Source organism: Rhodobacter sp. P1_C2, assembly GCF_056406375.1.
In genome coordinates, this window is sequence record NZ_JBFUAG010000001.1 from 216,460 (window position 1) to 239,323 (window position 22,864).

The 22,864-nt window shown below is 66.7% G+C and carries 21 protein-coding genes; 11 read left to right on the forward strand and 10 right to left on the reverse strand.

Annotated elements, in window-relative coordinates; all coding sequences use genetic code 11:
- Window positions 1–94: 94 nt before the first annotated feature.
- Genes AC1DZT_RS01035 through AC1DZT_RS01060 form a run of 6 tightly spaced genes read right to left on the reverse strand, consistent with a single transcriptional unit; the run spans window position 95 to window position 7,154 of the window.
- On the reverse strand, window positions 95–679 hold the full coding sequence (locus tag AC1DZT_RS01035) for an amino acid synthesis family protein (protein ID WP_478004728.1): 585 nt from the start codon (window positions 677–679) through the stop codon (window positions 95–97).
- Window positions 676–1,260 carry an amino acid synthesis family protein gene (locus AC1DZT_RS01040; protein WP_478004729.1) on the reverse strand — a complete coding sequence of 195 codons (585 nt, stop codon included), beginning with the start codon at window positions 1,258–1,260 and terminating at the stop codon, window positions 676–678. The genes AC1DZT_RS01035 and AC1DZT_RS01040 overlap by 4 nt, the downstream gene beginning before the upstream one ends.
- The gene (locus AC1DZT_RS01045) at window positions 1,253–2,104 is read right to left on the reverse strand and encodes a UPF0280 family protein (RefSeq protein ID WP_478004730.1); all 852 of its coding nucleotides are present in this window, start codon (window positions 2,102–2,104) and stop codon (window positions 1,253–1,255) included. Before AC1DZT_RS01045 ends, AC1DZT_RS01040 begins: the two co-directional genes overlap by 8 nt.
- On the reverse strand, window positions 2,101–3,576 hold the full coding sequence (locus tag AC1DZT_RS01050) for a 6-hydroxynicotinate reductase (protein ID WP_478004731.1): 1,476 nt from the start codon (window positions 3,574–3,576) through the stop codon (window positions 2,101–2,103). The genes AC1DZT_RS01045 and AC1DZT_RS01050 overlap by 4 nt, the downstream gene beginning before the upstream one ends.
- Window positions 3,569–6,316 carry a molybdopterin-dependent oxidoreductase gene (locus AC1DZT_RS01055; protein WP_478004732.1) on the reverse strand — a complete coding sequence of 916 codons (2,748 nt, stop codon included), beginning with the start codon at window positions 6,314–6,316 and terminating at the stop codon, window positions 3,569–3,571. The genes AC1DZT_RS01050 and AC1DZT_RS01055 overlap by 8 nt, the downstream gene beginning before the upstream one ends.
- Entirely contained in the window at window positions 6,309–7,154 is an 846-nt protein-coding gene (locus AC1DZT_RS01060; RefSeq protein ID WP_478004733.1) for an FAD binding domain-containing protein, read from the reverse strand. The genes AC1DZT_RS01055 and AC1DZT_RS01060 overlap by 8 nt, the downstream gene beginning before the upstream one ends.
- A 214-nt stretch (window positions 7,155–7,368) precedes the next feature.
- On the opposite strand from AC1DZT_RS01060, the gene AC1DZT_RS01065 reads away from it, so the two are divergent.
- The 10 genes from AC1DZT_RS01065 (at window position 7,369) to AC1DZT_RS01110 (ending at window position 18,974) form a co-directional block, all read left to right on the forward strand.
- Window positions 7,369–8,574 (forward strand): amidohydrolase family protein, encoded by a 1,206-nt coding sequence (locus AC1DZT_RS01065; protein WP_478004734.1) that lies wholly within the window; start codon window positions 7,369–7,371, stop codon window positions 8,572–8,574.
- A gap of 30 nt (window positions 8,575–8,604) precedes the next feature.
- Window positions 8,605–10,812, forward strand: a complete 2,208-nt coding sequence (locus AC1DZT_RS01070) for an MGH1-like glycoside hydrolase domain-containing protein (protein WP_478004735.1) — start codon at window positions 8,605–8,607, stop codon at window positions 10,810–10,812.
- 338 nt (window positions 10,813–11,150) lie between these two features.
- Window positions 11,151–12,224 (forward strand): ABC transporter substrate-binding protein, encoded by a 1,074-nt coding sequence (locus AC1DZT_RS01075; protein WP_478004736.1) that lies wholly within the window; start codon window positions 11,151–11,153, stop codon window positions 12,222–12,224.
- A complete protein-coding gene (locus AC1DZT_RS01080; RefSeq protein WP_478004737.1) occupies window positions 12,214–13,134 on the forward strand; it encodes an ABC transporter permease in 921 nt (306 codons plus the stop codon). Before AC1DZT_RS01075 ends, AC1DZT_RS01080 begins: the two co-directional genes overlap by 11 nt.
- Window positions 13,131–13,901: an ABC transporter permease gene (locus tag AC1DZT_RS01085; RefSeq protein ID WP_478004738.1), complete on the forward strand. Its 771-nt coding sequence runs from the start codon at window positions 13,131–13,133 to the stop codon at window positions 13,899–13,901. The genes AC1DZT_RS01080 and AC1DZT_RS01085 overlap by 4 nt, the downstream gene beginning before the upstream one ends.
- The gene (locus tag AC1DZT_RS01090) at window positions 13,898–14,947 is read left to right on the forward strand and encodes an ABC transporter ATP-binding protein (protein WP_478004739.1); all 1,050 of its coding nucleotides are present in this window, start codon (window positions 13,898–13,900) and stop codon (window positions 14,945–14,947) included. The genes AC1DZT_RS01085 and AC1DZT_RS01090 overlap by 4 nt, the downstream gene beginning before the upstream one ends.
- Before the next feature lie 3 nt (window positions 14,948–14,950).
- On the forward strand, window positions 14,951–15,541 hold the full coding sequence (locus AC1DZT_RS01095; RefSeq protein ID WP_478004740.1) for a cysteine hydrolase family protein: 591 nt from the start codon (window positions 14,951–14,953) through the stop codon (window positions 15,539–15,541).
- Window positions 15,538–17,847, forward strand: a complete 2,310-nt coding sequence (locus AC1DZT_RS01100) for a beta-glucosidase (protein ID WP_478004741.1) — start codon at window positions 15,538–15,540, stop codon at window positions 17,845–17,847. Before AC1DZT_RS01095 ends, AC1DZT_RS01100 begins: the two co-directional genes overlap by 4 nt.
- A gap of 71 nt (window positions 17,848–17,918) precedes the next feature.
- Window positions 17,919–18,347 carry a MarR family winged helix-turn-helix transcriptional regulator gene (locus AC1DZT_RS01105; protein WP_478004742.1) on the forward strand — a complete coding sequence of 143 codons (429 nt, stop codon included), beginning with the start codon at window positions 17,919–17,921 and terminating at the stop codon, window positions 18,345–18,347.
- Window positions 18,348–18,479: 132 nt separating this feature from the next.
- Window positions 18,480–18,974: a CYTH domain-containing protein gene (locus tag AC1DZT_RS01110; protein ID WP_478004743.1), complete on the forward strand. Its 495-nt coding sequence runs from the start codon at window positions 18,480–18,482 to the stop codon at window positions 18,972–18,974.
- On the opposite strand, the gene AC1DZT_RS01115 is transcribed toward AC1DZT_RS01110, so the two are convergent.
- A complete protein-coding gene (locus tag AC1DZT_RS01115; RefSeq protein WP_478004744.1) occupies window positions 18,971–20,113 on the reverse strand; it encodes an alpha-D-ribose 1-methylphosphonate 5-triphosphate diphosphatase in 1,143 nt (380 codons plus the stop codon). The two genes, AC1DZT_RS01110 and AC1DZT_RS01115, sit on opposite strands and share 4 nt — an antisense overlap.
- An 80-nt stretch (window positions 20,114–20,193) precedes the next feature.
- On the opposite strand from AC1DZT_RS01115, the gene AC1DZT_RS01120 reads away from it, so the two are divergent.
- On the forward strand, window positions 20,194–20,871 hold the full coding sequence (locus AC1DZT_RS01120; RefSeq protein ID WP_478004745.1) for a DUF1045 domain-containing protein: 678 nt from the start codon (window positions 20,194–20,196) through the stop codon (window positions 20,869–20,871).
- On the opposite strand, the gene phnN is transcribed toward AC1DZT_RS01120, so the two are convergent.
- The 3 genes from phnN to phnK are packed head-to-tail and all read right to left on the reverse strand — an operon-like array spanning window position 20,856 to window position 22,853.
- On the reverse strand, window positions 20,856–21,395 hold the full coding sequence (gene phnN, locus AC1DZT_RS01125) for a phosphonate metabolism protein/1,5-bisphosphokinase (PRPP-forming) PhnN (protein ID WP_478004746.1): 540 nt from the start codon (window positions 21,393–21,395) through the stop codon (window positions 20,856–20,858). The two genes, AC1DZT_RS01120 and phnN, sit on opposite strands and share 16 nt — an antisense overlap.
- Window positions 21,392–22,084, reverse strand: a complete 693-nt coding sequence (phnL, locus tag AC1DZT_RS01130) for a phosphonate C-P lyase system protein PhnL (protein WP_478004747.1) — start codon at window positions 22,082–22,084, stop codon at window positions 21,392–21,394. Before phnL ends, phnN begins: the two co-directional genes overlap by 4 nt.
- A gap of 1 nt (window position 22,085) precedes the next feature.
- On the reverse strand, window positions 22,086–22,853 hold the full coding sequence (gene phnK, locus AC1DZT_RS01135; protein ID WP_478005075.1) for a phosphonate C-P lyase system protein PhnK: 768 nt from the start codon (window positions 22,851–22,853) through the stop codon (window positions 22,086–22,088).
- Window positions 22,854–22,864: the final 11 nt, after the last annotated feature.

The window sequence follows — 22,864 nt, forward strand, 5'->3', positions numbered from 1 at the left end:
TCCGGTCTCCCCCCCGGGCTGAACGACAGCCGCCTTTTCGGGCGGACGCCGGTCAGCATGGGGCCAGAGCGCCGTTGCGGCAAGGGGGTCCGTGCTACCGCAAGCCGTCCTTGCCGATCGCCGCCTCATGGGTCAGCCCGCCGACGCGGGGCAGGGGGCGGCCGCTGTCGGTGACGGCGACGGCAACCATGATCTCACCCGCGCGGGGGGAATCGTTCAGGCGCACCTCGATCCCGTCGAAATGGCTGCGGACGTAAGCCGCATCCTTGTGACCGAGCGGTACGTCCAGAACCTGCCCCGGCCCGCCCATCTTCTTGGACGAGGCGACCAGCGCCGCCCCGCCGCCCACCGCCGCCCGCAAAGGCGCGCCAAGCTTCGGGTGCAGGATGGCTGCGGCATGTTCCAGCTCGCCCGCCTCGCCCACCATCGCGGCCTTGCCATAGCTTTGCGCCTGCGCAGGCTCGATCCCCAGCGCGGCCACACAGCGCTGGCCCAGAAGCGCGCCAAGCTCCTCGCCGATGTCCATCAGCGGCGTCAGATCCTCGACATATTGGCCGGCGAAGGGGTTGGCGATGACCGCCACCGCCACGGCCTTGCGGGTGGGCGGGGTCACCGGACGCCCGGCCTCTTGCAGGGTCTCTTCGACCCAGACGGCGATCTTGCGGATATTTGCGCTCATCTCAACCCATCCAGTCCTTTGACATCTTTCGCTTCCAGCCCGCCCGAGCGCGAATGTACCCTTGGCCCGGTGGTCATCACCAGGACCACCATCATCTCGCCCGCGCGGGGGGAATCGTTCATGCCCACTTCCATCGAATCGAAATGGCCGCGGACGTAAGAGGCGTTGACATGGGTGATCGGCACATCCAGCCGCGCCCCCACGCCGCCGACCTTCTTGGCCGAGGGCACGATGGCCTTGGCATCGCCGAGGATCTCGCGCATCGCATAGCCGCCGGGGGCATGCCAAAGCGCGCCATGTTCCAGCTCGCCATTGGCGCCGACGATGATGCCCTTGCCATAGCCCTCGATCGCGGCGGGATCGCCGCCCAGGACGGCGAGCAGCCGCTTGGCCATCATCAGGCCGAGGGGTTTGAGGTCCTCCATGAAGGGCTGGATATCCTCGACATAGCGGCCGGCAAAGGGGTTGGCGATGACGGCCATGATGGCGCCCCGGCGCAGCGGGGTGGCGGCAATCGGGCCGCCTTCGTGGAAGATTTCCTCGACCGCCGTGGCGATCTTGCGGATGGTGACGTCAGGCATGGGCAGGGCTCCTGTCGAGGGACATGGTAGAGGGCTGGCCGCAAAGGCGCGACTGGCCGTGAAGGAAAAGGGCGGCAGAAAGGGCAAGACCCCGGTCGAGGATCGAACGCGCGGCCTCCGCGCCCCGGTCCAGCGCCGCGGCGGTCTCAGACGGGGAGAGGTGGGCGACTTGGGTTACCACAAGGCGTGCGCCAAGGTCGCTGTCGGGGTGCAGGCTGTTGGCGGGGGCGCGGGTGATGGCGGGATGGCCGGGCAGGTCGACGGCATTGGCGATCAGGGTCGCCGCCACATCGGCCTCGGCGGCCGAGCGGGCCAGAACCGTCACCGCATCGGCGATGCCGAAGGACAGGCTGCGCCCGCCCTGACCGCTGGTGGCGATGCCGCGCGCCGCATCTGCATGGCCGACATCGACCCTGCCCAAAGCGGCACCGTCCAGCCCGGCAATGGCCATGCGGAAGCGTTCGCCCTCGGCCAGGTGAAAGGCGATATCGCCACCGTTGTTGACATAGGCGCGGCGGAGGCTGGTGGCCGCGGTCATCGCGGCCAGCACCTCTTCGGCAACCGCACCCGCCACCGCGGCCATCGGCGTGACAAAAACCGGCGCATGGGGCAGGGCGGCGCGCGTCATCCGCCGGGCGGTGGACCCTTGCGGCATCGCACCCACCTCCTGCCTCAGCAGGGGGAGTTCGCTGACCAGTTCCTCCAGCACCGTCCGGAACCGGGCGAAGGCGGCGCGGAAGGCGGTGCTGCGGTCGCCTTCTGCGCCAATAATCAGGTCAATCGGCCCGTGCTGCAGATGCAGCCTTTCGCCATCCGGCAAAAGCTGGGCCCGGGCCTCGATCACGACCGGCCCCAGGGGAAGTTGCGCTTGTCCTGCGGGTCGCCGTCCTCGCCATGTTCCACCCGCCGGATCGCAGGGGTCAGGACGGCGGAGACCGGCTGCACATGGTCGATATGCCCGCCCAGATCGGCATAATCCGACAGGCGCAGGGTGAATTCGATCGGCGCCACCAAGGCCGGCGTCGGCACATAGCCGAAGGAGTTCAGCGGCATCTGCATCACATCCGCCATCACCGTAATCCCGCCACCCGGCCAGACATAGGCCGAAGCGCCGCCGCAGGACACCTTGGTCAGCGCCGCCTTGACCGATTGCGTCAGCCGCACCGGGTTGGAGGTGACGCCCGCCCGCAAGGAGCCGCCCGCCCCGCCCATGAAGATCACCGAACAGACCGAAGGCTCGCAATTCTCGGCGATCCTTTCGGCCGAGGCGCGAACCTCGGGCGGGGCCTCCACCGGCACGGGCTTCAGATCGGCGTCCAGCTCGTAATAGGCCCATTGCTCGCCCGTGGTGGAGACCATCAGCATCTTCAGCCCCGGCCAGGCCACCTTGGCGTCAAAGGGCTTGAGGATGGTCAGCGGGTCTTCGACATCGGTGCCGCCCCAGCCGGTGCCGGGATGCGCCACCTGGAAATAGCGCCCGGGGGTGGAGCGGCGGCCGTTCATCCTGATCCCGGTCGGCGGCACGTCCAGAAGCTTGCCGGCCTGATGTTCCGACAGGACGCCGGTGATATGGTCATCGACGACCACGACCTCATCGACATGGCCGACCCATTGCTTGGCGAACATGCCGATGGTGGCCGAACCGCAGCCGACGCGCATCAGCTTTTCGGGCACGCCGTTGACGATGGGCGGCTGGCCGGCCTGGATGACGACCGTGGCGCCGTCGTCGATGGTGACCTCCACCGCCTCGCGGTTGCAGAGCTTCATCAGGGCGTCGCAGGTCACACGGCCCTCTTTCTTGGACCCGCCGGTCAGGTGCAGAACCCCGCCCAAAGACAGCATGGCAGAGCCATATTCCCCGGTCATCACATGGCCAATCGCCTCGCCATCCACCCGCACCAAGGCGCGCTCGGCGCCCAGATGGCGGTCGGTGTCGATCTTCACCTTGACGCCGCAATAGCTGAAAATCCCTTCGGTCACGACGGTGACCATATCGACGCCTTCGACCTTCTGGCTGACGATGAAGGGCGCGGGCTTGTAATCGGGATAGGTGGTGCCAGCGCCGACCGCGGTGATGAAGGTGCGGTTGCCCTTGATCAGATCGCCGTCCCAATCCTCGGGCGCATCATCGAGGAAGGGCACCGCAGAGCCGCCCGATTGCAGCACCGTCAGCGGGTCAAGCCGGACAAGAAGGCCCGCGTGGTTGGCATAGCGGTCACAGGCCCCGGCGCGGCCCTCGGCGATATAGCACATGACCGGGCAGGCATCGCAGCGGATCTTTTCCGAGGTCATCTCTGGCGTGGAGGCTTCATTCATGGCCAGCTTCCTTCAATGCGGCACGCAGCCGGGCAGGGGTGACGGGAACGCGGTGCATGGCGACCCCGGTCGCATGGCGGATCGCGTTCAGAATGGCGGGGGCTGTCGGGATCAGCACATGTTCGCCCAGACCCTTGGCGCCGTAGGGGCCATGGGCATCGGCTTCCTCGATGATCAGCGTCTCGATCGGCGGGATGTCCCCGATGGTGGGGATCAGGTAATCGTGCAGGTTCTCGGTCCTTCCGGGCAGGTATTCCTCCAGCAGCGCCATGCCGAGGCCTTGCGCAATGCCGCCCTGCACCTGACCTTCGACGAGCAGGGGGTTGATGGCCTTCCCAACATCATGCGCGGCGGTAAAGCGCAGCGGGCGGACGAGGCCAAGCTTCAGATCGACCTCGACCACGACAAGATGGGCGGCATAGCCGAACTGGGCATAGGGCTCGCCCTGGCCATTGGCGTCCAGGGGCCGGGTCGGCGGGTCATAGCTTTCCTCGGCCCGCAGGACATAGCCTTCGGCATCGGGCGCAAGCTGCGCCAGGTCGACCCGGTGGCTGCCCGCCGCATCCGTCACCAGAACCGCGCCTTTGGTGAAGGTCAGCCTGGCATCCGGCGCGGCATTGCAGCGCGACAGGATCATCCGGCGCAGGGCCATACCGCTGAGCCGCGCCGCATTGCCTGACACGAAGGTCTGGCGCGAGGCGGAGGTCTTGCCGGCATCCGGCGTCACATCGGTATCGGGGCTGATCAGATGCAGCGCCTCGACCGGGGCGCCGAGGGCCGTGGCGAAGATCTGGGCGATGACGGTATTCGCCCCCTGCCCGATATCCGTGGCGCCCTGATGCAGCACCACGGTGCCATCGGCGCGCAGGCCGGATTTGATGGTGGAGGGGTTGGGCAAGGAGGTATTGCCGCAGCCATACCAGCCGCCCGCCAGCCCGACGCCCCGCTTCAGAACGCTGTTGGAGGCGTTGAAGGCGGCGACCTCGGCCTTGGCGGCCTCCCAAGCCGGACGCAGGGCGGTCAGGCAGGCCTTGATGCCCACGCCTTGCGCAAAGACCTGGCCGCAGACGGTGGGCTGGCCGTTTTCCAAGGCGTTCAGCAGGCGGAAGTCGAGCGCGTCCATCCCGAGCTTGCCCGCCAGTTCGTCAAACAGGCTTTCCTGCGCAATCGCCGACTGCGGCACGCCAAAGCCCCGGAAGGCGCCGGAGGACGGGCAATTGGTATGGATCGCCCGCGACTGCGCCAGATAATCCGGCACGAGATAGGGGCCCGAGGCATGGACCGGCACCCGGTTCGCCACCGTCGGCCCCCAGGAGGCATAGGCCCCGGTGTTGAAATCGCCGGTGAAGTGCATGCCCGACAGCTTGCCGTCCTTCGAGGCCCCCAGACGCAGATGGATGGCGGAAGGATGGCGCTTGGTGGTCGATTGCATCGACTCCATCCGCGAATAGGTCATCCGCACCGGCTTGCCGGTTTTCAGCGCACCCAGAGCCACATAGGGCTGCAAGGAGATGTCCAGCTTCGACCCGAAACCGCCGCCAACCGCGGTGGGCACGATGCGGATCCGGCTGCGGTCCATGCCCAAAACCTCGGCCATGGAATCAAGGTCCATCACCGGGGCCTGGGTGCAGGCGTGGATCTCCAGCCTGCCGTCCACGATCTGGGCAAAGCCCGCCTCAGGCTCGATATAGGCATGTTCGACGAAGCCGGATTCGAAATCACCTTCCACCACAACATCGGCGCGCTCCAAGGCGGCTGCGGCATCGCCATGTTTCACGAAGCCGCCGCACATGATGTTCTGCGCCCGGTCGGGGTGGAGGAGGGGCGCACCTTCGGCCAGCGCGGCGGCAACCGTCTCGGCAGCGGAAAGGGGGGTCCAGGTCACCGGAAAACTGGCCGGGTCGAAGGCGACCATCGCCTCGGCAGAGCCCACGACCGCGGCCACAGCCTCGCCGCGAAAGCGCGCCTCGGCCTCGGCAAAGACGGGTTGGTCGACGAAGGCCGGGATGACGCCAAAGGCATTGCGGCCGGGCACGTCCCGCGCGGTCAGCACGCAGGCGAGGTCGGGGCTGGCGGCAAGCCAGCCGTCCAGATCGCCGAACTGGAAGGCCGCGCGCGGGTGGGGGGAGCGGATGACCTTCACCACCAAAGCGCCTTGCGGGGCCACGTCGTCGCCAAATGCGGTGCGTCCCTCGACCCGATCCAGCCCGTCGAGCCTGCGCATCGCGGTGCCGACGCCGCCCTGCGCCAGAAGCGGCGCGGCCGTGGTGCCGGCGGCAACCACGGCGTCGATGATCTTGCGATAGCCGGTGCAGCGGCAGAGCACGCCACCCAAGGCATCCTGCACCTGCCCCGCATCGGGCGCGGGGACTTCGCGCAGCAAGGCCACGGCAGAGACCATCATCCCCGGCGTGCAGATCCCGCATTGCGCGGCCTGATGATCCTGAAAGCTTTGCACCAGCGCCTTGGCGGCGGAGTCGCCTGCCACCAGCCCGCGCAGGGTTTCGACCCTTTTCCCCTCGGCCTGATGCGTCGCCATCAGGCAGGCGCAGACCACCGCGCCATCGACCAGCACCGAACAGGCGCCGCAATCGCCGGCGTTGCAGCCGATCTTGACCTCTTTCGCGCCCAGGCTTTCGCGCAGGGTCTGCGACAGCCGCTCGCCCGGGGCGGGAGAGGTGCGCACCGCGGTTCCGTTCAGAACAAAGCCCACGTCCGATTGCATCCGAAGGTTATCCATCCGCCCGCGCCCCCTTGGCAACAAGATCCGTCAAAAGCCGGGTGACAAGTTCTGCGACCGCGGCACTCCGATAATCGCCCGAGGCGCGCACATCGGTGATCGGGGCCAGCCCCTCCAGCGCCGCTTCGTCCACGGGGAGCGGGCTTGCCGGCGAAAGCCCCTCCAGCCGCGCCTCCAGCACGGGAAGGCGCCGGGCGACGGGAGAGCAGGCGCCCACGGCCACCCGCGCCCCGGTGATGCGGCCAGCGTGAACCCGCAAGGAAGCCGCCACCATCGCAATGCTGATCACCAGATAGCGCCGCGCGCCGAGCTTGGAAAAGCCCGCCACCGTGCCCGCCGCGCTCTGCGGGATATGGATGGCCGCGACCAGCTCGCCCGGCAGACGGGTCGTCCGGCGCACCCCGGTGATGAAATCCTCCAGCGGGACCAGACGCTTGCCCGCCTGAGAGACCAGCTCCACCACGGCGCCCAGCGTCAGCAGGGGCGGCACGCCATCGGCGGCGGGCGAGGCGTTGCAGAGGTTGCCCGCGATCGTCCCGGCGTTCTGGATCTGGATCGAGCCGACCTCGCGCGCCGCGGCCTTCAGCCCGTCGAAGGCCGGCGGCAGGTCGGCGGCGGTGATCTCGGCCCAGCGCGTCGCTGCCCCGATTCGCCAGCCCTCGGCCGTTTGCGTGATGCCGCGAAAGCCCGGCAGCCCCGTCACATCGAGGAGCGAGACGGTCGGCAACCGCTCTCCCGCCTGCGGAAACCAGTCGGTTCCCCCTGCAATCACAGAGATATTGCCGCCCGAAAGCGCCGCGAAAGCCTCGTCCAGATGGGTGGGTGCATGATAGGCCATGGCGAGTCACTGGCTCCAAAACTTGTTAGCATGCAAATAAGAAACCGCACCGGGCCTTCTGTCAAATGCAATCGTAGCGGGACGCCTCCGCTCTGGCAAAGCGGCGGTATCGCGGGCAGGATGCTGCCTGCAATTTTGGCGAAGTTTGCCCCTCGAAGCGGCTTGATCGAAGTTCGAAACATGTTAGCCTACTAATAATAACCGGAGGTGCCGCATGGCCGAAGATGTGAAGAAACTGGTGATCCGCAACATCGGGCTGATGCTGTCGGGCAAGATGGAAGAGCCGATCCTCGAGGCTGATTGCCTGATCGCGATCGACGGCAAGATCACCGCCTGGGGCCGCGCCGCCGATCTGGACACCGAGGGCGCCACGACCGAGATCGACGCCAATGGCTCTACCCTGGCGCCCGGGCTGATCGACAGCCATATCCATCCGGTGGTGGGCGACTATACCCCGCGGCAGAGCCAGCTGAACTGGATCGATTCCACCCTGCACGGCGGGGTCACCACCCTGATCTCGGCGGGGGAGGTCCATATGCCGGGCCGTCCCAAGGATATCGTCGGCCTCAAGGCGATGGCGATTGCGGCGCAGCGCTGGTACGAAAACTTTCGCCCCTCGGGCGTCAAGGTCATGGCGGGCGCGCCGGTCATCGAACACGGCATGGTGGAACAGGACTTCAAGGATCTGGCCGATGCCGGGGTGAAGCTTCTGGGTGAGGTCGGGCTCGGTTCGGTCAAGGATGGCAAGACCGCGAAGCAGATGGTGGACTGGGCGCGCAAATACGGCATTCAAAGCACGATCCACACCGGCGGGCCCTCGATCCCCGGTTCGGGCCTGATCGATGCGGCGATGGTGCTGGAGGCGGGGACCGATGTCGTCGGCCACATCAACGGCGGGCATACCGCCTTGCCCGATGACCAGATCGTCTGCATATGCGAGAATTGCACCAAGGGGCTGGAGATCGTCCACAACGGCAACGAACGCGCTGCTTTGCTGACGCTGAACACCGCGCGCGAGCTGAAGAAGATGGACCAGATCATCCTCGGCACCGATGGCCCGGCCGGGTCGGGCGTGCAGCCCCTTGGCATCCTGCGGATGATCGCGATCCTGTCGAGCCTTGGGAACATGCCGGCGGAACTGGCCTTCTGCTTTGGCACCGGCAACACGACCCGGCAGCGCAACCTGGACACGGGCATGATCGAAAAGGGCCTCTGCGCCGATTTCGTGCTGATGGATCAGGCGCAGAACTCGCCCGGCAAGACCATCCTGGAATCGGTGCAGCAGGGCAACCTGCCCGGCGTCGGCATGACGATCATCGACGGCGTGGTGCGCAGCCAGCGCAGCCGCAACACCCCGCCGGCCTGGCGCATCCCGAAGATCCTCAAGCAGCCCATGGCGGTCGAGGGCGGCGGCCACTAATCTTCGCGCCGAAAGCAGAAAGGCCCGTCCATGCTGAAACACACGACCGTCCCCCTCGCCCGCACCTGGAATTCGTGGTCCGACCGGCCGGGAGAGATGGTCTTCCTGCCCTTGGGCGTGCGGGTGACGCCGGTGCTTTATTCCTCGCGCCTCAGGAAATGTGCGCGGATGGAGCCGCGGAGTGACGTGATGCGGCTGGGGCGCCATGCGCTGGACGGGTCGGTGATCGACTTCGAGGCCGATCTGGCTGGCACGACCCTGTCGTTTTCGACCACCAAGCCCGACCCTTTCGCCTTTCGCGGCAGTTGGGCGGCGAGGACCAGTGCCGAATGGGGCCTGCGCTTCTGGGTCACGCTGGCGATCTCCTGCGAAGACGGCACCGAGGTCACCTATGATGCCGCCCAAGGCGTGGCCCTCCTGAAACTCGGCGACCGCTTCGTGGCCGTGGCGACCGCCGAGGCCCCGGTGCAGGTGACCGGCCATGCCGATCTGGATGCGCTTTGCGCCGACTTCGAGACACATGGTTATTTCTACCGCGACAGCCGGGCCACCAAGGCTCCGCTTCTGGCGCTCCGCTTCAATCTGGAGATGATGCGCCAGGGCGCCTATGCCGCCGCCGTGGCCGACAGCGCGGCTTTGGCCATCGCCGGGGCCAAGGCGGCGCTGACCGCACCTGCCGCGCTGGCGGAACCGGAGGGTGGGACGGCAGAGGCCTTGGCCGCCGTGCGCGATATCGTCGGCTGGAACACGATCTGGGATGCGACCAACCATCGCCCCTATACCGCCGTCACGCGGATCTGGAACCTTGGCACCTGGGCGGTCTGGCACAATGACCAGACCTATGCGGCCCTGCTCGCCGGGGTCTTCGACGCCACGCTGGCGCGGGAGAATCTTGCCGTGGCGCTGTCTGCCGCCACGCCGCAGGGCAATTTTGCCTGCATCGCCACCTCGCGCGACACCTGGGTGGATCGGAGCCAACCGCCCTTAGGCAGCCTGATCGCCTGGCAGATCTATCTGCGCAGCGGCGAGCGGTCGGTGCTGGAGGATTGCTACCCCGCGATGGCGCGCAACCAACGCTGGTGGCGGCAGATGCGCGATCCGGACGGGTCGGGCCTCATCTCCTGCGGCAGTTCCGACGTGGGCGAGGCGCTGTACAAGGGCACCGCCTTTGGCGCGCGCAACGAGACCGGGATGGACAATTCCGCCACCCATGACGAGGCCGTCTATGACCCTGCGACCCGCAGCCTTTCGACCTGGGATCTGGGGCTGAACTGCGTCGTGGCACTGGATGCCGAGATGCTCTCGCTGATGGCCGGGGCGCTGGGCCGGGCCGAGGAGGCCGCCACCTTCGCCGCCGATGCCGCCCGCCACCGCGCGCTGATCCAGACCGAGCTTTGGGATGACGCGCGCAAGATTTTCGCCAACCGCCAGCGCGGCGGCGGCTTTGTCCGTTCGCTGTCGCCGACCAGTTTCTATCCCTGGCTTTGCGGTGCGGCGACGCCCGCGCAATCTGCCCACCTCCTCCGCCATCTGGCCGATCCGGCGACCTTCGCCGGGGAGTGGGTCCTGCCCAACGCCACCCGCGATGATCCGGCCTTTGCCGACAATGTCTATTGGCGCGGCCGGATCTGGCCCAATGTGAATTACCTCGTCTGGCTTGGCCTGCGCCATGCCGGTTTCGCCGCCGAAGCGAGCCATCTGGCCGAACAGAGCCTGAATCTCTTCCTCAAATCCTGGCGCTGCAGCCGTATCGCGGCAGAGAATTACAACGCCACGACGGGCGAGGCGATGGATCAGGGCGACACCGATCCCTTCTACATCTGGGCCGGGCTCTTGCCCCTGATGGCCGTCTCCGAAGTGGTGGATTTCGACCCCTGGCGCGGGATGACCCTGACCAACGCCGGTGCTGCGGCAGAGGTCGGGCCGATCCTGTCGCCGCATGGCGCGCTGGCCGTCACGGGGAAGGGGGACGCCCTGCATCTGACGCTGGACGCAGCGCCCGCCCTGACGCTGGACGGCGCCGCGCGGCTGGAGGAGGTGATTCTCCGCCCCGACCGTTTCAGCGCCCGGCTTGCCACGCCGCCGGCCCGCCTGACCCTGCACCGCAGGGGCGCGGAGGCGCCCATGCTCGCCATGCTGGACGGTCAGGCGATTCGCGCCCTGCCGGTTTCGGGCGGATTCGCCTTCGATCTTGCGGAATCCGCGCCGGGAAGCCGTCTGGACGTGCGGTTTGCGTGAATTTTCGCGCTCTGGATCAAGAGCGCGAAAAAAGGGTTTGACAGAAATCAAACCGAAAATAATAGTATGTACACCAACAAATAATGCTGTCGGAAGAACGGCGTGCCGCAGAGGGAAAAGTGCTTCGGCACGGATGTGACGGGGAAGACCCCTGCAAGGGTGCAGGGAACTAACAGCCTGAAAGTAAAAGGATTTGCTGGGTAGACCGGCAAAGTCCGGTGCCGCCCGCGGCCCGGCGTCCCCATGCCCGAGCATGTCGTCATGGCATTCTCGGACCGCTATGTTATGCCGTAAGCCATCGACGGCTCATGAAAACAAAGTTTCACAGGAGGTCTGACATGTCGAATTTCTCTAGACGCGATACGCTGCGGATGCTGACGGCGGCGCTGGCGGCCAGCACGGCCGGTTTCGCGCTGCCCGCCCGTGCGGCCGGCGGCAAGATCACGGTGCTGAACTGGAAAGGCTATGGCACCGACGAGGACTGGTCGCTGAAGGCCTTCCAGGCGGCGACCGGCATCGAAGTGGTGCATGACTACTTCTCCTCCGAAGCTGAGGAGCTGACCAAGCTGCGCACCAACCCGGGCGCTTATGACGTGGTCCTTTTGAACTCGGCCCGCGTCTCGACCGCGGCCAACGAGGGGCTGATCGTCCCGGCCGATCTGTCGAAGATCGCCAATGCGGCGGATGTGAACCCCGACCTGCTGGCCAATCCGAACTTCACCATCGACGGCAAGGGCTATGCCGTTCCGTGGGTCTGGGGCATGACCTCGATCGCGATGCGCGAAGGCACCAAGAAGCCGGCGAGCTACAAGGATCTGGCCGCGGCCGACTACAAGGGCCGCTTCGCGATGGACGACGACGCGATGATCGCGATTGCGATGGCCGCGCTGATGACCGGGCAGGACATGAACGATCCCAAGGACATGGAGGCCGTGAAGGCGGCGCTGAAGTCCCTCAAGCCGAATATCAAGATGCTGTGGTCTTCGGAGGATCAGTGGAACAAGTCCTTTGCGGCCAATGAATTCGACGTATCGATGTTCTGGTCGGGCGGGGCCGTGCGTTCCAAGCGCAATGCCAAGCTGCCGGTGGAATTCGTTGTGCCGGAAGAGGGCGCCATCGTCTGGGTCGATGGCCTGACGATTGCTGCCGGGGCCCCGAACCCCGAGGGCGCTGCCGCCTTCATCAACTGGATGATCGACCCGAAGTTCTATGTCGAATGGGCCACCAAGGTCGGCGCGCCGGCCTCGTCCAACTCGAAGGCGCTGGCGGCCCTGCCCGCCGACGACCTGTCGGCGCAGGTCCACAAGGTCGAATACATGAAGAGCGCGAATGTCATGTCGGCGATGCCGGATGACCGCCGCGAGGCCTTCAACAACGCCTGGGAAGAAGTGAAGGCTTTCTATGCCGAATGAGGCCCAAACCATCGGGTCAGCGCGCGGGCCGGAGGGCCCGCGCAAGCGCCGCATCCTGCCCTCCTGGGTGGCGACGGCGGCCCTGCTTTTGCCGGCCTATGGCTGGCTGACGCTGGCGGTCTTCCTGCCGCTTCTGACGATGTTCGTCTTCAGCTTCATGGACAAGACGCCGTTGGGCAAGGCGCCCATCGTCTTCACCATGCGCCACTACCGCGCCTTCATCGACCAGCCCTATCTGGTGCGCATCGCCTGGAACACGCTGCTGATGGGCTTCTGGACCACGCTCGCCTGTGCCGTCCTTGGCTTTTTCGCCGCCCTCGCCCTGTCGCGCACCACCTTCGGCCGCACGCGGGAGACCTTGCTGGTGCTGATCCTGCTGCCCTTCTGGACCAATGGTCTGGTGCGGGTGTTTTCCTGGACCATGGTGCTGCGCGAAGGCGGGTTTCTTGACAATATCTGGCACATGATCGCCCCCGGGGCCGGATCTGTCGCCTTCCTCTACTCGCGCCAGGCCATCGTGCTTGGCCTCGTCCACGGCTATCTGCCCTATATGATCCTGACCTGCTACATCGCGCTGGTGACCATCGACGACGCGGTGATCGAAGCGGCGCAGAGCCTTGGCGCGCGCTGGTGGGTGGTTCTGACGCGGATTCTCGTGCCGCTCGCTGCCCCCGGCCTCGTCTCCGGCGCCGTGCTGACCTTCGTGCCGGTGATCGGGTCCTTCATGGAGCCGCGGGTTCTGGGCGGCAAGGTCGGCGTGACGCTGGGCACGGTGATCGAGGATCAGTTCACCCAGGCCTTCAACTGGCCTTTGGGCGCGTCACTGTCCTTCACCCTCCTCGCCGTGGTTCTGGCGATCTTTGCAACCTTTTCCGGTGTCCTGCGCCGGGGCACGGCAGGTGCGGCATGATGCGTCTTGGCCACGTCTTCCTCGCCCTGATCCTGATCTTCCTCTACACGCCGATCCTGGTGCTGATGGCGATGGGGTTCAACGAATCGCCGCTCTATGAGCTGCCCTTTCACTTCTCCACCCGCTGGTACGAAGCCCTGATGGGGAATCAGGAGCTTTTGACCTCCTCCCTCAACTCGCTCGTCCTGGCGCTGATCACCGCCGTCGTGGCCACCGCCATCGGCACCATCGCCGCCCTGGCCCTGTCGCGCCGGCAGTTCCGTGGGCGGAGCCTGTTGCAGCTGCTGCTTCTGCCGCCGATCGCCATCCCCTGGCTGATCACCGGCACCGCCATGCTGATCTTCTTCTTCTGGACCGGCATCGGCCGCGGCATGCATGCGCTGATCATCGGCCACGTCGCCCTCGCCGTGCCTTATGTCGTGCTGGTCGTCGGCACCGGCCTCAAAACCGTGCGGAGCGATCTGGAGGAGGCCGCGATGAGCCTTGGTTCCACCCCCATCCACGCGTTTTTCGCCATCACCCTGCCGCTTCTGTTCCCCAGCATCATGGGCGCGGCCCTTTTTGCCTTTGCCGTCTCGCTGGACCAGTTCGTGGTCAGCTACTTCCTCTCCTCGCCCGGTTACACCACGCTGCCGGTGCAGATCTATTCCGCGATCCGCAAGGGCTTCACGCCCGAGATCAACGCGATTTCGACCCTGCTTCTGCTCGGCTCGATGAGTGTCATCCTGATCTTCGCCCGTTTCGCCAAACCCGGAGCGCCCAAGTGACCACAGTCACCGTCCAAGCCGTCGCCAAGAAGTTCGGGCCCGTCCCGGTGCTGAGCGACATTTCCACCTCGTTCGAGAAGGGCACCTTCACCAGCCTTCTGGGCCCCTCCGGTTCGGGCAAGACCACGCTTCTGCGCATCGTCGCGGGGTTTGTGGCACCCGATGAGGGCGTGGTGATGATCGGCGACCGCGATGTGACCGGCGTCCCGGTCTGGGGCCGCAACATCGGCATGATGTTCCAGTCCTACGCGCTCTTTCCCCACATGACCGTGGCGCGCAACGTGGCCTTTGGCCTGGAACGCCGCGGCATCAAGGGGGCCGAGGCCGCCAAAGCCGTGGCCGAGGCGCTGGAGATGGTCCATCTGACCGGCTTTGGCGACCGGATGCCGAAGAACCTGTCGGGCGGCCAGCAGCAGCGTGTGGCCTTGGCGCGGGCCATGGTGATCAAGCCTTCGGTCCTGTTGCTGGACGAGCCTCTTTCGGCGCTCGACCGCCGTCTGCGGCAGGAAATGCAGGTCGAGCTTCTGCGCATCCAGCGCGAGACGGGCCTGACCACGATCTTCGTGACGCATGACCAGGAAGAGGCGTTGACCCTGTCGGACCGCATCGCCATCCTCGACAAGGGCCGCATCGTGCAAGCCGGCGCCCCGGCCGAGATTTACGAGCGGCCGCAGACCCGCTTTGCCGCCGAATTCCTTGGCGATTCCAATTTCCTGACCGGCACGGTCGCGCAAGGTGCGGTCCGTCTGGCCGATGGCAGCATGGTGCAAACCACCATGCCCCTGCCCTCCGAGGGCACGACGGTCACCTTGGCCGTGCGTCCTGAAAAGATGTCGCCTCTCGGGCCCGAGGGGGCGGTCAACCGCCTTTCGGCCCGCATCGTGACGGTGATCTATGCCGGGCCGGTGCTGTCCTACCTGTTGGAAACCGCCGACGGCACCAAGCTGAAGCTTTTCGTGGCCAACCGCGATGGCACCGTGCTGAAAGAGGGCGAGACGATCACCCTTGGCTGGGCGGCGGAACATTCCATCCCCGTGACGGGCTGAGCCATGCTGTTGCAGCCGCTTTCGCCGCAGACCCTGCATCTTGTCATCGACATGCAGCGCCTCTTTGCCGAGCCGCATGGCTGGCAGGTCGATCAGGTCGGGGCGATCCTGCCCAATGTGCTGCGGCTTTGCCAGACCAGCGGCGCGCGGACGGTCTTTTCGCGCTTTCTGACCCCGGCCCGGCCCGAGGCGGCCATCGGGCGCTGGCAGGCTCTGTACCAGCGGTTTCCGCAAGTGACCGGATTGCCCGATGCGGTGATGGATCTGGTGCCGGAACTTGCCGACCTCGCCGCCAGGGCCAGGGTGTTCGACAAGACCACCTATTCCCTTTTTGCCGTGCCCGCCTTTCTGGACCATCTGGCGCAGGCCGGAACCGATACGGTCGTCTTCTCGGGTGCCGAGACCGATGCCTGTGTCTATGCCAGCCTGATTGCCGCCGTCGACATGGGCCTGCGCGTGGTGGTGGCCAAGGATGCCGTGACCTCGGGCGACCTTGAGGCGCATGAGGCCATGCTCGCGATCCTCGCCCGCCGCCTGCCCGATCAGGTGGAACTGGCCTCGACCGACCAGATCCTGCGCGCCTGGGCGCCATGAGCGGCGCGGATGACCTGATCGCCGCCATGACCACGGCGGAGAAGATCGCCTTCCTGAACGGCCACGGCCTGTGGCGCAGCGCGGCGGTGGCGCGGCTCGGCATCCCCTCGCTCGTCATGACGGATGGCGCTTATGGGGTGCGCTATTCCACCACGCAGATCGACGCCGGGGTCGATGCCGGGGAAAGCCTGCAACAGTTCCTCGCCGTGGCCAATGCCCGCGCCGACGAAATGGGCATGTTCGGCACCACCCGGCCCGCCACCTGCTTTCCCAATGCCAACCTGTCGGCCTGCAGTTGGGATGTCGATCTGGCCCGGCAGATGGGCGCGGCTCTGGGGGTGGAGTGCCGGGCCTTCGGCGTGCATCTGCTGCTTGGCCCCGGCATCAACATCCGCCGCACGCCTTTGGCCGGGCGGGCCTTCGAGTATTACTCTGAAGATCCGGTGGTCAGCGGCGACATGGCCGGTGCCATGATCAACGGCTTGCAGGCGCAGGGGGTCGGCGCCTCGCTGAAACACTTCGCCTGCAACAATTCCGAGATCGACCGGACCAATGTCAGTTCCGATGTCAGCGAACGCGCCCTGCGCGAGATCTACCTCGCCGGTTTTGAACGGGCGATTGCGCAGTCCGACCCCTGGACGGTGATGAGCGCCTATAACCCGATCAACGGCATTCAGGCGGCCGAACATCCCTGGCTTCTGACCGAGGTTTTGCGGCAGGACTGGGGCTATCAGGGGCTGGTGGTGTCGGACTGGCACGCGGTCAAGAACCGGCCTGCTTCCCTGCTGGCGGGGACCGATCTGGACATGCCGGGCAGCGCGCGGCGCAGGGATGCCCTGGCCGCGGCGGTCGAGGCCGGGCAGGTGCCCGAGGCGGCGCTGGACCTCGCCTGCCGCCGCATGCTGCATCTGGTCCGCCGGGCCGAGGCCGGTGCCGCCACCCCCGCGCCAGAGCTTGATGCAGAGGCGCACCACGCCCTGGCCCAGAAGATCGCCGCCGCCTCGATCGTGCTCTTGAAGAACGCAGAAGCGACCCTGCCCCTGCCGAAAACCGGCCTGAAGCTTCTGGTGATCGGCGCAGGTGCTGTGCGCCCGGTGATCCAGGGCTCCGGCTCTGCCTCGACCAATCCGACGCGGGTCGATGTACCGTTGGAGGAGATCACCCGCCTTTTGGCCCCGGACTCCGCGACCGTGCATCTGCCCTTTCCGGCGGATGCGGCAGCAGAGGCGCAGCTGCACCGCGCGGCGCAAGAGGCCGATGCCGTGCTGGTCTTTGCCAGCCACCAAAGCGGCAGTGAGGGCGAGGGGGCGGACCGCGACAGCCTGCGCCTCGCCCCCGGGCAGGACGCGCTGATCGGCGCGCTGGCACGGGGCGGGCATCGGGTGATTGTGACCCTGACAACGCCCGATGCGGTGGAAATGCCTTGGGCGGAGGAGGTGCCAGCGATCCTGTGCTGCTTTTTCCCGGGGCAGGGCGGCGGGGCGGCGCTGGCGCAGATCCTCTTTGGTGACGTGAACCCTTCGGGCAAGCTGACGGTGACCTTTCCGCAGAAGATCGGCGATATCCCGGGCTTCCTCAGCTACCCGGGCGAGGCCTTGCACCACGTCTATAGCGAGGGGATCTATGTCGGCTATCGCGGCTATGACCGGCGCGGCACGGCGCCCTTGTTCCCCTTCGGCCATGGCCTCAGCTACACCAGCTTCCGCTATGACGCGCTGACCCTGTCCGCCGAGAGGGTCACGCCCGAGGGCGGGATCACGGCGGAGGTGACCGTGACCAACACCGGCCCCCGCGCCGGGCAGGAGGTGGTGCAGATCTACATCCGCCCCCTCGCCCCCGGTCTTGCCCGCCCGCTGCGCGAGTTGAAGGCCTTTGGCAAGATCGCGCTGGAACCGGGCGAGAGCGGCAGCCTGACCTTCCGCCTGACCCCGCGCGACTTCAGCCATTTCGACCCGGAGGAGCGCCGCTTCGTCCTGCGCGGGCAGGGCTTTGTGGTCGAGGCCGCAGCCTCCAGCCGGGATATCCGGCTTCAGGCCCCGCTTGCGGGCCATCATACCCCGCCGCCGCGCAAGGCCCTGCGCACCACCACGGCGGCGAACCATGCTTTGGCCGATCCGCAGGCGGTGGCGCTGGTGCAGGATCTGCTGGAACAGAGGCTGAATCTATCGCGCACGGAAAGTGCGGCACTGATCGCGCGAAGCCGGGGTTCGTTCCTCAGCCTTTACGACACGCTCAGCTGGTATATCGGCGAAAACCTCAGCGAGGCCGAGATGCAGGCGGCCTTCGACGCGGCATTCGAGGCTTGAATAGACGCGGCAGTGTTATGGACCTTCGCCGCATTCCGTGACAGGAATTGCGAAAGTTTTGGAGGCGCGCGGTGACAGAGAAGCAACCCGGAGTTGACGGCTATGTGCTGGAAGATCAGATCGGCTTCCGGCTGCGCCTTGCCAACCAGCGGCATCTGGAGATTTTCTCGGCCACGATCCCGGATGTGACGCCGACCCAGTTCGCCACGATGGTCAAGCTGAAGGAATTCGGCGTCTTGTCGCAGAACCACCTGGGCCGGCTGGTGGCGATGGATGCGGCGACGACCAATGGCGTGGTGGACCGGCTGCGCAAGAAGGGGCTGGTCAAGACCGAAGCCTCGACCTCGGACCTGCGGCGGCTGGATGTGTCGCTGACGCCCGAGGGCGAGGCCTTCGTGGCCGCGACCCTGCCGCTGGCGCTTGAGGTTTCGGCCAAGACGGCGCGGGCGATGACCCAGCGCGAGCGGGCGCAGATCCTGACGATCCTGGCGAAGATCTGACCTTTCGGCCCCCCGAAGATGGGCAGATTGCCCATCCTACCGGCCGAGGTTCGGCGCAGGTGGCCGGCCAAGGGGCTTGACAGGCGCGGGCGCTTGCGGAACTCAGGGTGGGGATACGCCAGCGAGGACATCTTGGCCCGAGAGATCGAACGCAAGTTTCTGGTACGGACCGATGCCTGGCGCGCGCTGGAAAGCGGCCGGTCGCAGATCACCGATGGGCTGCTTCTGGCCACGGCGGAACGCAAGGTTCGGGTCCGGATTCAGGATGGGGCGGCCACCATCGCCTACAAGGGCGCCCGGGAAGGCATCGCGCGGGACGAGTTCGAATATCCGATCCCGCTGGAAGACGCCCGCCATCTGATCGCCGTGCATTGCGAGGGGCGCGTCCTGTCCAAGACCCGTCACGAGGTGCCGCACCAGGGCTTTCTCTGGGAGGTCGATGTCTATGACGCCCCGCTGGGCGGCATCATCCTGGCCGAGGTCGAACTGCCTGACGAGACCAGCGACCTGCCCCTGCCCGACTGGCTGGGCGCGGAGGTCACCGGTCAGGCGCGCTACCGCAAGGTCAACCTGCTGGCCGAGCGGATGGCGGCGGAGCTTGGCCCCGACTACGGCGAAGACGCCTAGCCGACCCTCTTTCCCCCGACCCAGACGCCGCGCACCGCCGCCGTCCGGCCAAAGCGTGCCACCCGGATCACATCGGCGCGCAGGCCGGGTTCCAGCCTGCCACGGTCGGCCAGACCGGTGGCGCGCGCCGGCGTGGCGGTCACGGTGGCCACCGCGCGCGGCAGGTCGCCCCAGACATCGCCCAGCATCAGGGCCGCGGTCAGCAGGGCCGAGGGCACATAATCCGACGAGAGGATATCCAGCAGGTCCGCCTCGGCCAGCGCCGAAGCCGCGATATTGCCGGAATGCGAGCCGCCCCGGATCACATTGGGCGCCCCCATCATCACATGGATGCCATGGGCGCGACAGGCCCGCGCCGCCTCCAGCGTGGTGGGAAACTCGGCAAAGCGGACGCCGTGGCGGGCCGAGGTCGCGACCTGTTCGGCCGAGGTGTCGTCATGGCTGGCCAAAGCCGCGCCAAAGCGCCGCGCCTCGGCCACCGCCGCCGCCTCATGCGCGGCGCCCAGACGTTCGGACAGCGCCTGCTGGTTGGAGACGTGGAGCAGGAAATCCTCCTCGCTGAGGCCATGCTTGCCGCGGACGTAATTGCGCAGCTGGGTCAGGTCGCGGAACTGGCGCTGGCCCGGCGTGTGGTCCATCAGGGAGACGATGCCGATGCCGTCCTCAGGCCCGAACTTCGCCAATTCGGCGATCAGCGTCTCGGAGCAGACCTCGGCGCGCAGGTGCAGAAGATGGTTGATCCGCAGCGCCTTCTGGTCGCGCAGGGCCATGATCTCATCGGCCAAGAGGCGGGCATATTCGCCGTAAGCCGCCTTGTCCTTCGAGACGATCGAGCCGACGCGCAGGGCATCGAAAACCGTGGTGATCCCGGTCGAGGCCAGCTCGCCGTCATGGGCGAGGATGGCGCCGGCATGGGGGAAGGGCACCTTGGGGCGCGGCTCGATATGGCGTTCGAGGTTGTCGGTGTGGAGTTCGATCAAGCCGGGCAGGACCAGATCGCCGCCGCAATCGACAGCGCCCTGCGGCACCGAAGCGCCAGGGTCGATCGACTGGATCGCGCCGTCCGACAGATGCAGGCCGCCGGTGATAATCTCGTCCGGCAGGACAAGCGTGGCATTGGCAAGGAATGTATCGGTCATGCGAGGGCCTTGAAGTTTGGAAGGGAACGTGATGCCAAAGCGTCACAGAGGCGTGACAGAACGGGGCTAGGCAGGACGCTATGAAAGAGATGAAACGCTACGCCATTTACTACGCGCCCGAAGGCGGCGCTTTGGCCGATGCCGCGGCGCGCTGGCTCGGCTGGGACCCGGTTCTGGGGCAGGCCTTGGCCCAGCCCGACCTGGGGCTGGATCTGGCCCGCCTGACCGAAGAGCCGCGCAAATACGGCTTTCACGGCACGATCAAGCCGCCCTTCCGTCTGGCCGAGGGCGTGGATCTTGCGGACCTTGATGCTGCCGTCACACGCCTTGCCGCAAGCCTGCGCCCGGTCGAGATGCCGGGCCTTGCGCTGCATCTTTTGGAGCGGTTCCTCGCCCTGACCCCCACGGGCGACGCCAGCGCCCTGCAGGATCTGGCCGCCCGTGTGGTCGAAGACCTCGACCTGCTGCGCGCGCCCCTGACCGAGGCCGAGATTGCCCGCCGTCGCCCGGAACGGCTTACCCTGCGCCAGCGCGCGCTGCTGGACCGCTACGGCTATCCCTTCGTGATGGAGGAGTTCCGCTTCCATCTGACCCTCTCCGGCCCCCTGGCCGAGGAGGAAAAACAGGCTCTGACCGGGCTTGCAGAGACGTATTTCACTCCGCTTCTGCCCCGCCCCTTCCGGATCGCGGCGCTCTGCCTGTTCGGTGAGGCGGGGGATGGTCAGTTCCATCTGCTCCACCGCTATGCCCTGACCTGAAGCGCTGCCAGAAGCCGGGTCACGCCGGTTTGCGGGCTGGCGTCATTGGCCACGTCGATGACCGGCAGGCCCTCCGGCACCTCGTAAGAGGCGCGGGCGAGGCGGGCCTCGATCTCGGCGGCGGTTTCGCGGCCCCGCGCGGCGAGGCGTTCGGCCAGCACCTTGGACGGCGCGGTGATCCGCAGCACGACCAGGTCGGGAAACTGCGCCAAAGCCAAGGGAAGTGCGGCGCGCGAGCCGTTGAAGAGCACGTCGATGCCCTGCGCAAGGCCGGCAAACTCCGCCTTGCGGATGCCATAGCGCAGGCCATGCGCAGGCCATTGCAGCGCGAAAGCGCCAGCATCGCTCAGGGCGTCGAACTCGGCCGGAGTGACGCCTTCATAGGGTTCGCCGCCGGCAGTTTCGGGCCTTGTGATGGTGCGCCGCGCCCAGTGCAGCTGGGGCGAGGCGGCGATGGCCCCTGCCAGAAGTGTATCCTTGCCCGCGCCCGACGGCCCGACCACGGCATAGACCCGGCCCTTCATGCGGCGGCTCCGCTCAGGCCGGGGGTGAATCCGGTCACATCGACCAGCCGGTCGCAGAGCCGGTCGCGCGCGCCCTCGTCATGGAAGATGCCGATGATGGCGGCGCCGCGCGCCTTGGCTTCCTCGACCAGACCGAGGACAACCTCGCGGTTGGTCGCATCAAGGCTCGCCGTCGGCTCATCCAGCAAAAGCGCGGGATAGGGATGGATGAAGCCGCGCGCGATGTTGACCCGCTGCTGCTCGCCGCCCGAAAAGGTGGTGGGCGACAGCGACCACAGACGTTCGGGGATGTTGAGTTGTGCCAGTAGGCTTGCGGCGCGGCCGCGTGCCTCTTCCTTGGCGACGCCCAGCACCAGCAGGGGTTCGGCCACCACATCCAGCGTCGGCACCCGCGGCACGACGCGAAGGAACTGGCTTACATAGCCCAGCGTCGCCCGCCGCAGCGCGATGATCTCGCGTGGTTGGGCCCTGGCCACGTCAAGGTCACCGACCAGGATCGAACCCGACGCCGCGAGGTAATTGCCCCAGATCATCCGCATCAGCGTCGATTTCCCCGAGCCCGAGGCGCCGATGAGGCCGAGACATTCGCCGGGCGCCACCTGCAGATCGGCGCCTTCCATCACCGGAATGACCGCCGCGCCCTGGTTGTGCAGGGTGAAGCTTTTGGAAAGATTGCGGACCGTGATCATTCTACACCTGCAAGACCGAAGAGACCAAAAGCTGCGTATAGGCATGTTGCGGGTCGTCCAGCACCTGATCGGTCAGGCCCTGTTCGACGACATGGCCGCCCTTCATCACCATCAACCGATCGGCCAAAAGCCGGACAACCGCAAGATCATGTGTCACGATGATGGCCGAAAGCCCCATTTCTCGCACCAACCCGCGCAACAGATCCAGAAGCCGCGCCTGGACCGAGACATCGAGGCCACCCGTCGGCTCATCCATGAAGACCAGCCGTGGCCCGGTCACCAGATTGCGCGCGATCTGCAGGCGCTGCTGCATCCCGCCGGAAAAGCCCGAGGGCCGGTCGTCGATCCGGTCGCCGGCAATCTCGACCCTTCCGAGCCAGTCCAGCGCCGTCGCGCGGATGTCACCATAGTTCCGCGCCCCGACCGCCATCAGCCTTTCGCCGACATTGCCCCCGGCCGAAACCCCCATCCGCAGCCCGTCACGCGGGTTCTGGTGGACATAGGCCCAATCGGTCCGCGCTAGCCTGCGGCGCGCCGCCTCGCCCATGCGCACCGTGTCGCGCGGGCCCTCGCCGGTGGCAAAGATCACCTCGCCGCGGTCCGGCGCCAGATGCCCGGCGAGGCAAGACAGCAGCGTCGACTTGCCCGAGCCGCTTTCGCCGACAATCCCAAGAACCTCGCCGGGGAAGAGGTCGAAATCGACCCTGTCACAGCCGATCCTGCCGCCGTAAGACTTCGATATGCCGCGCACCGACAGAAGCGGTGCCATGCTGTCCAGCG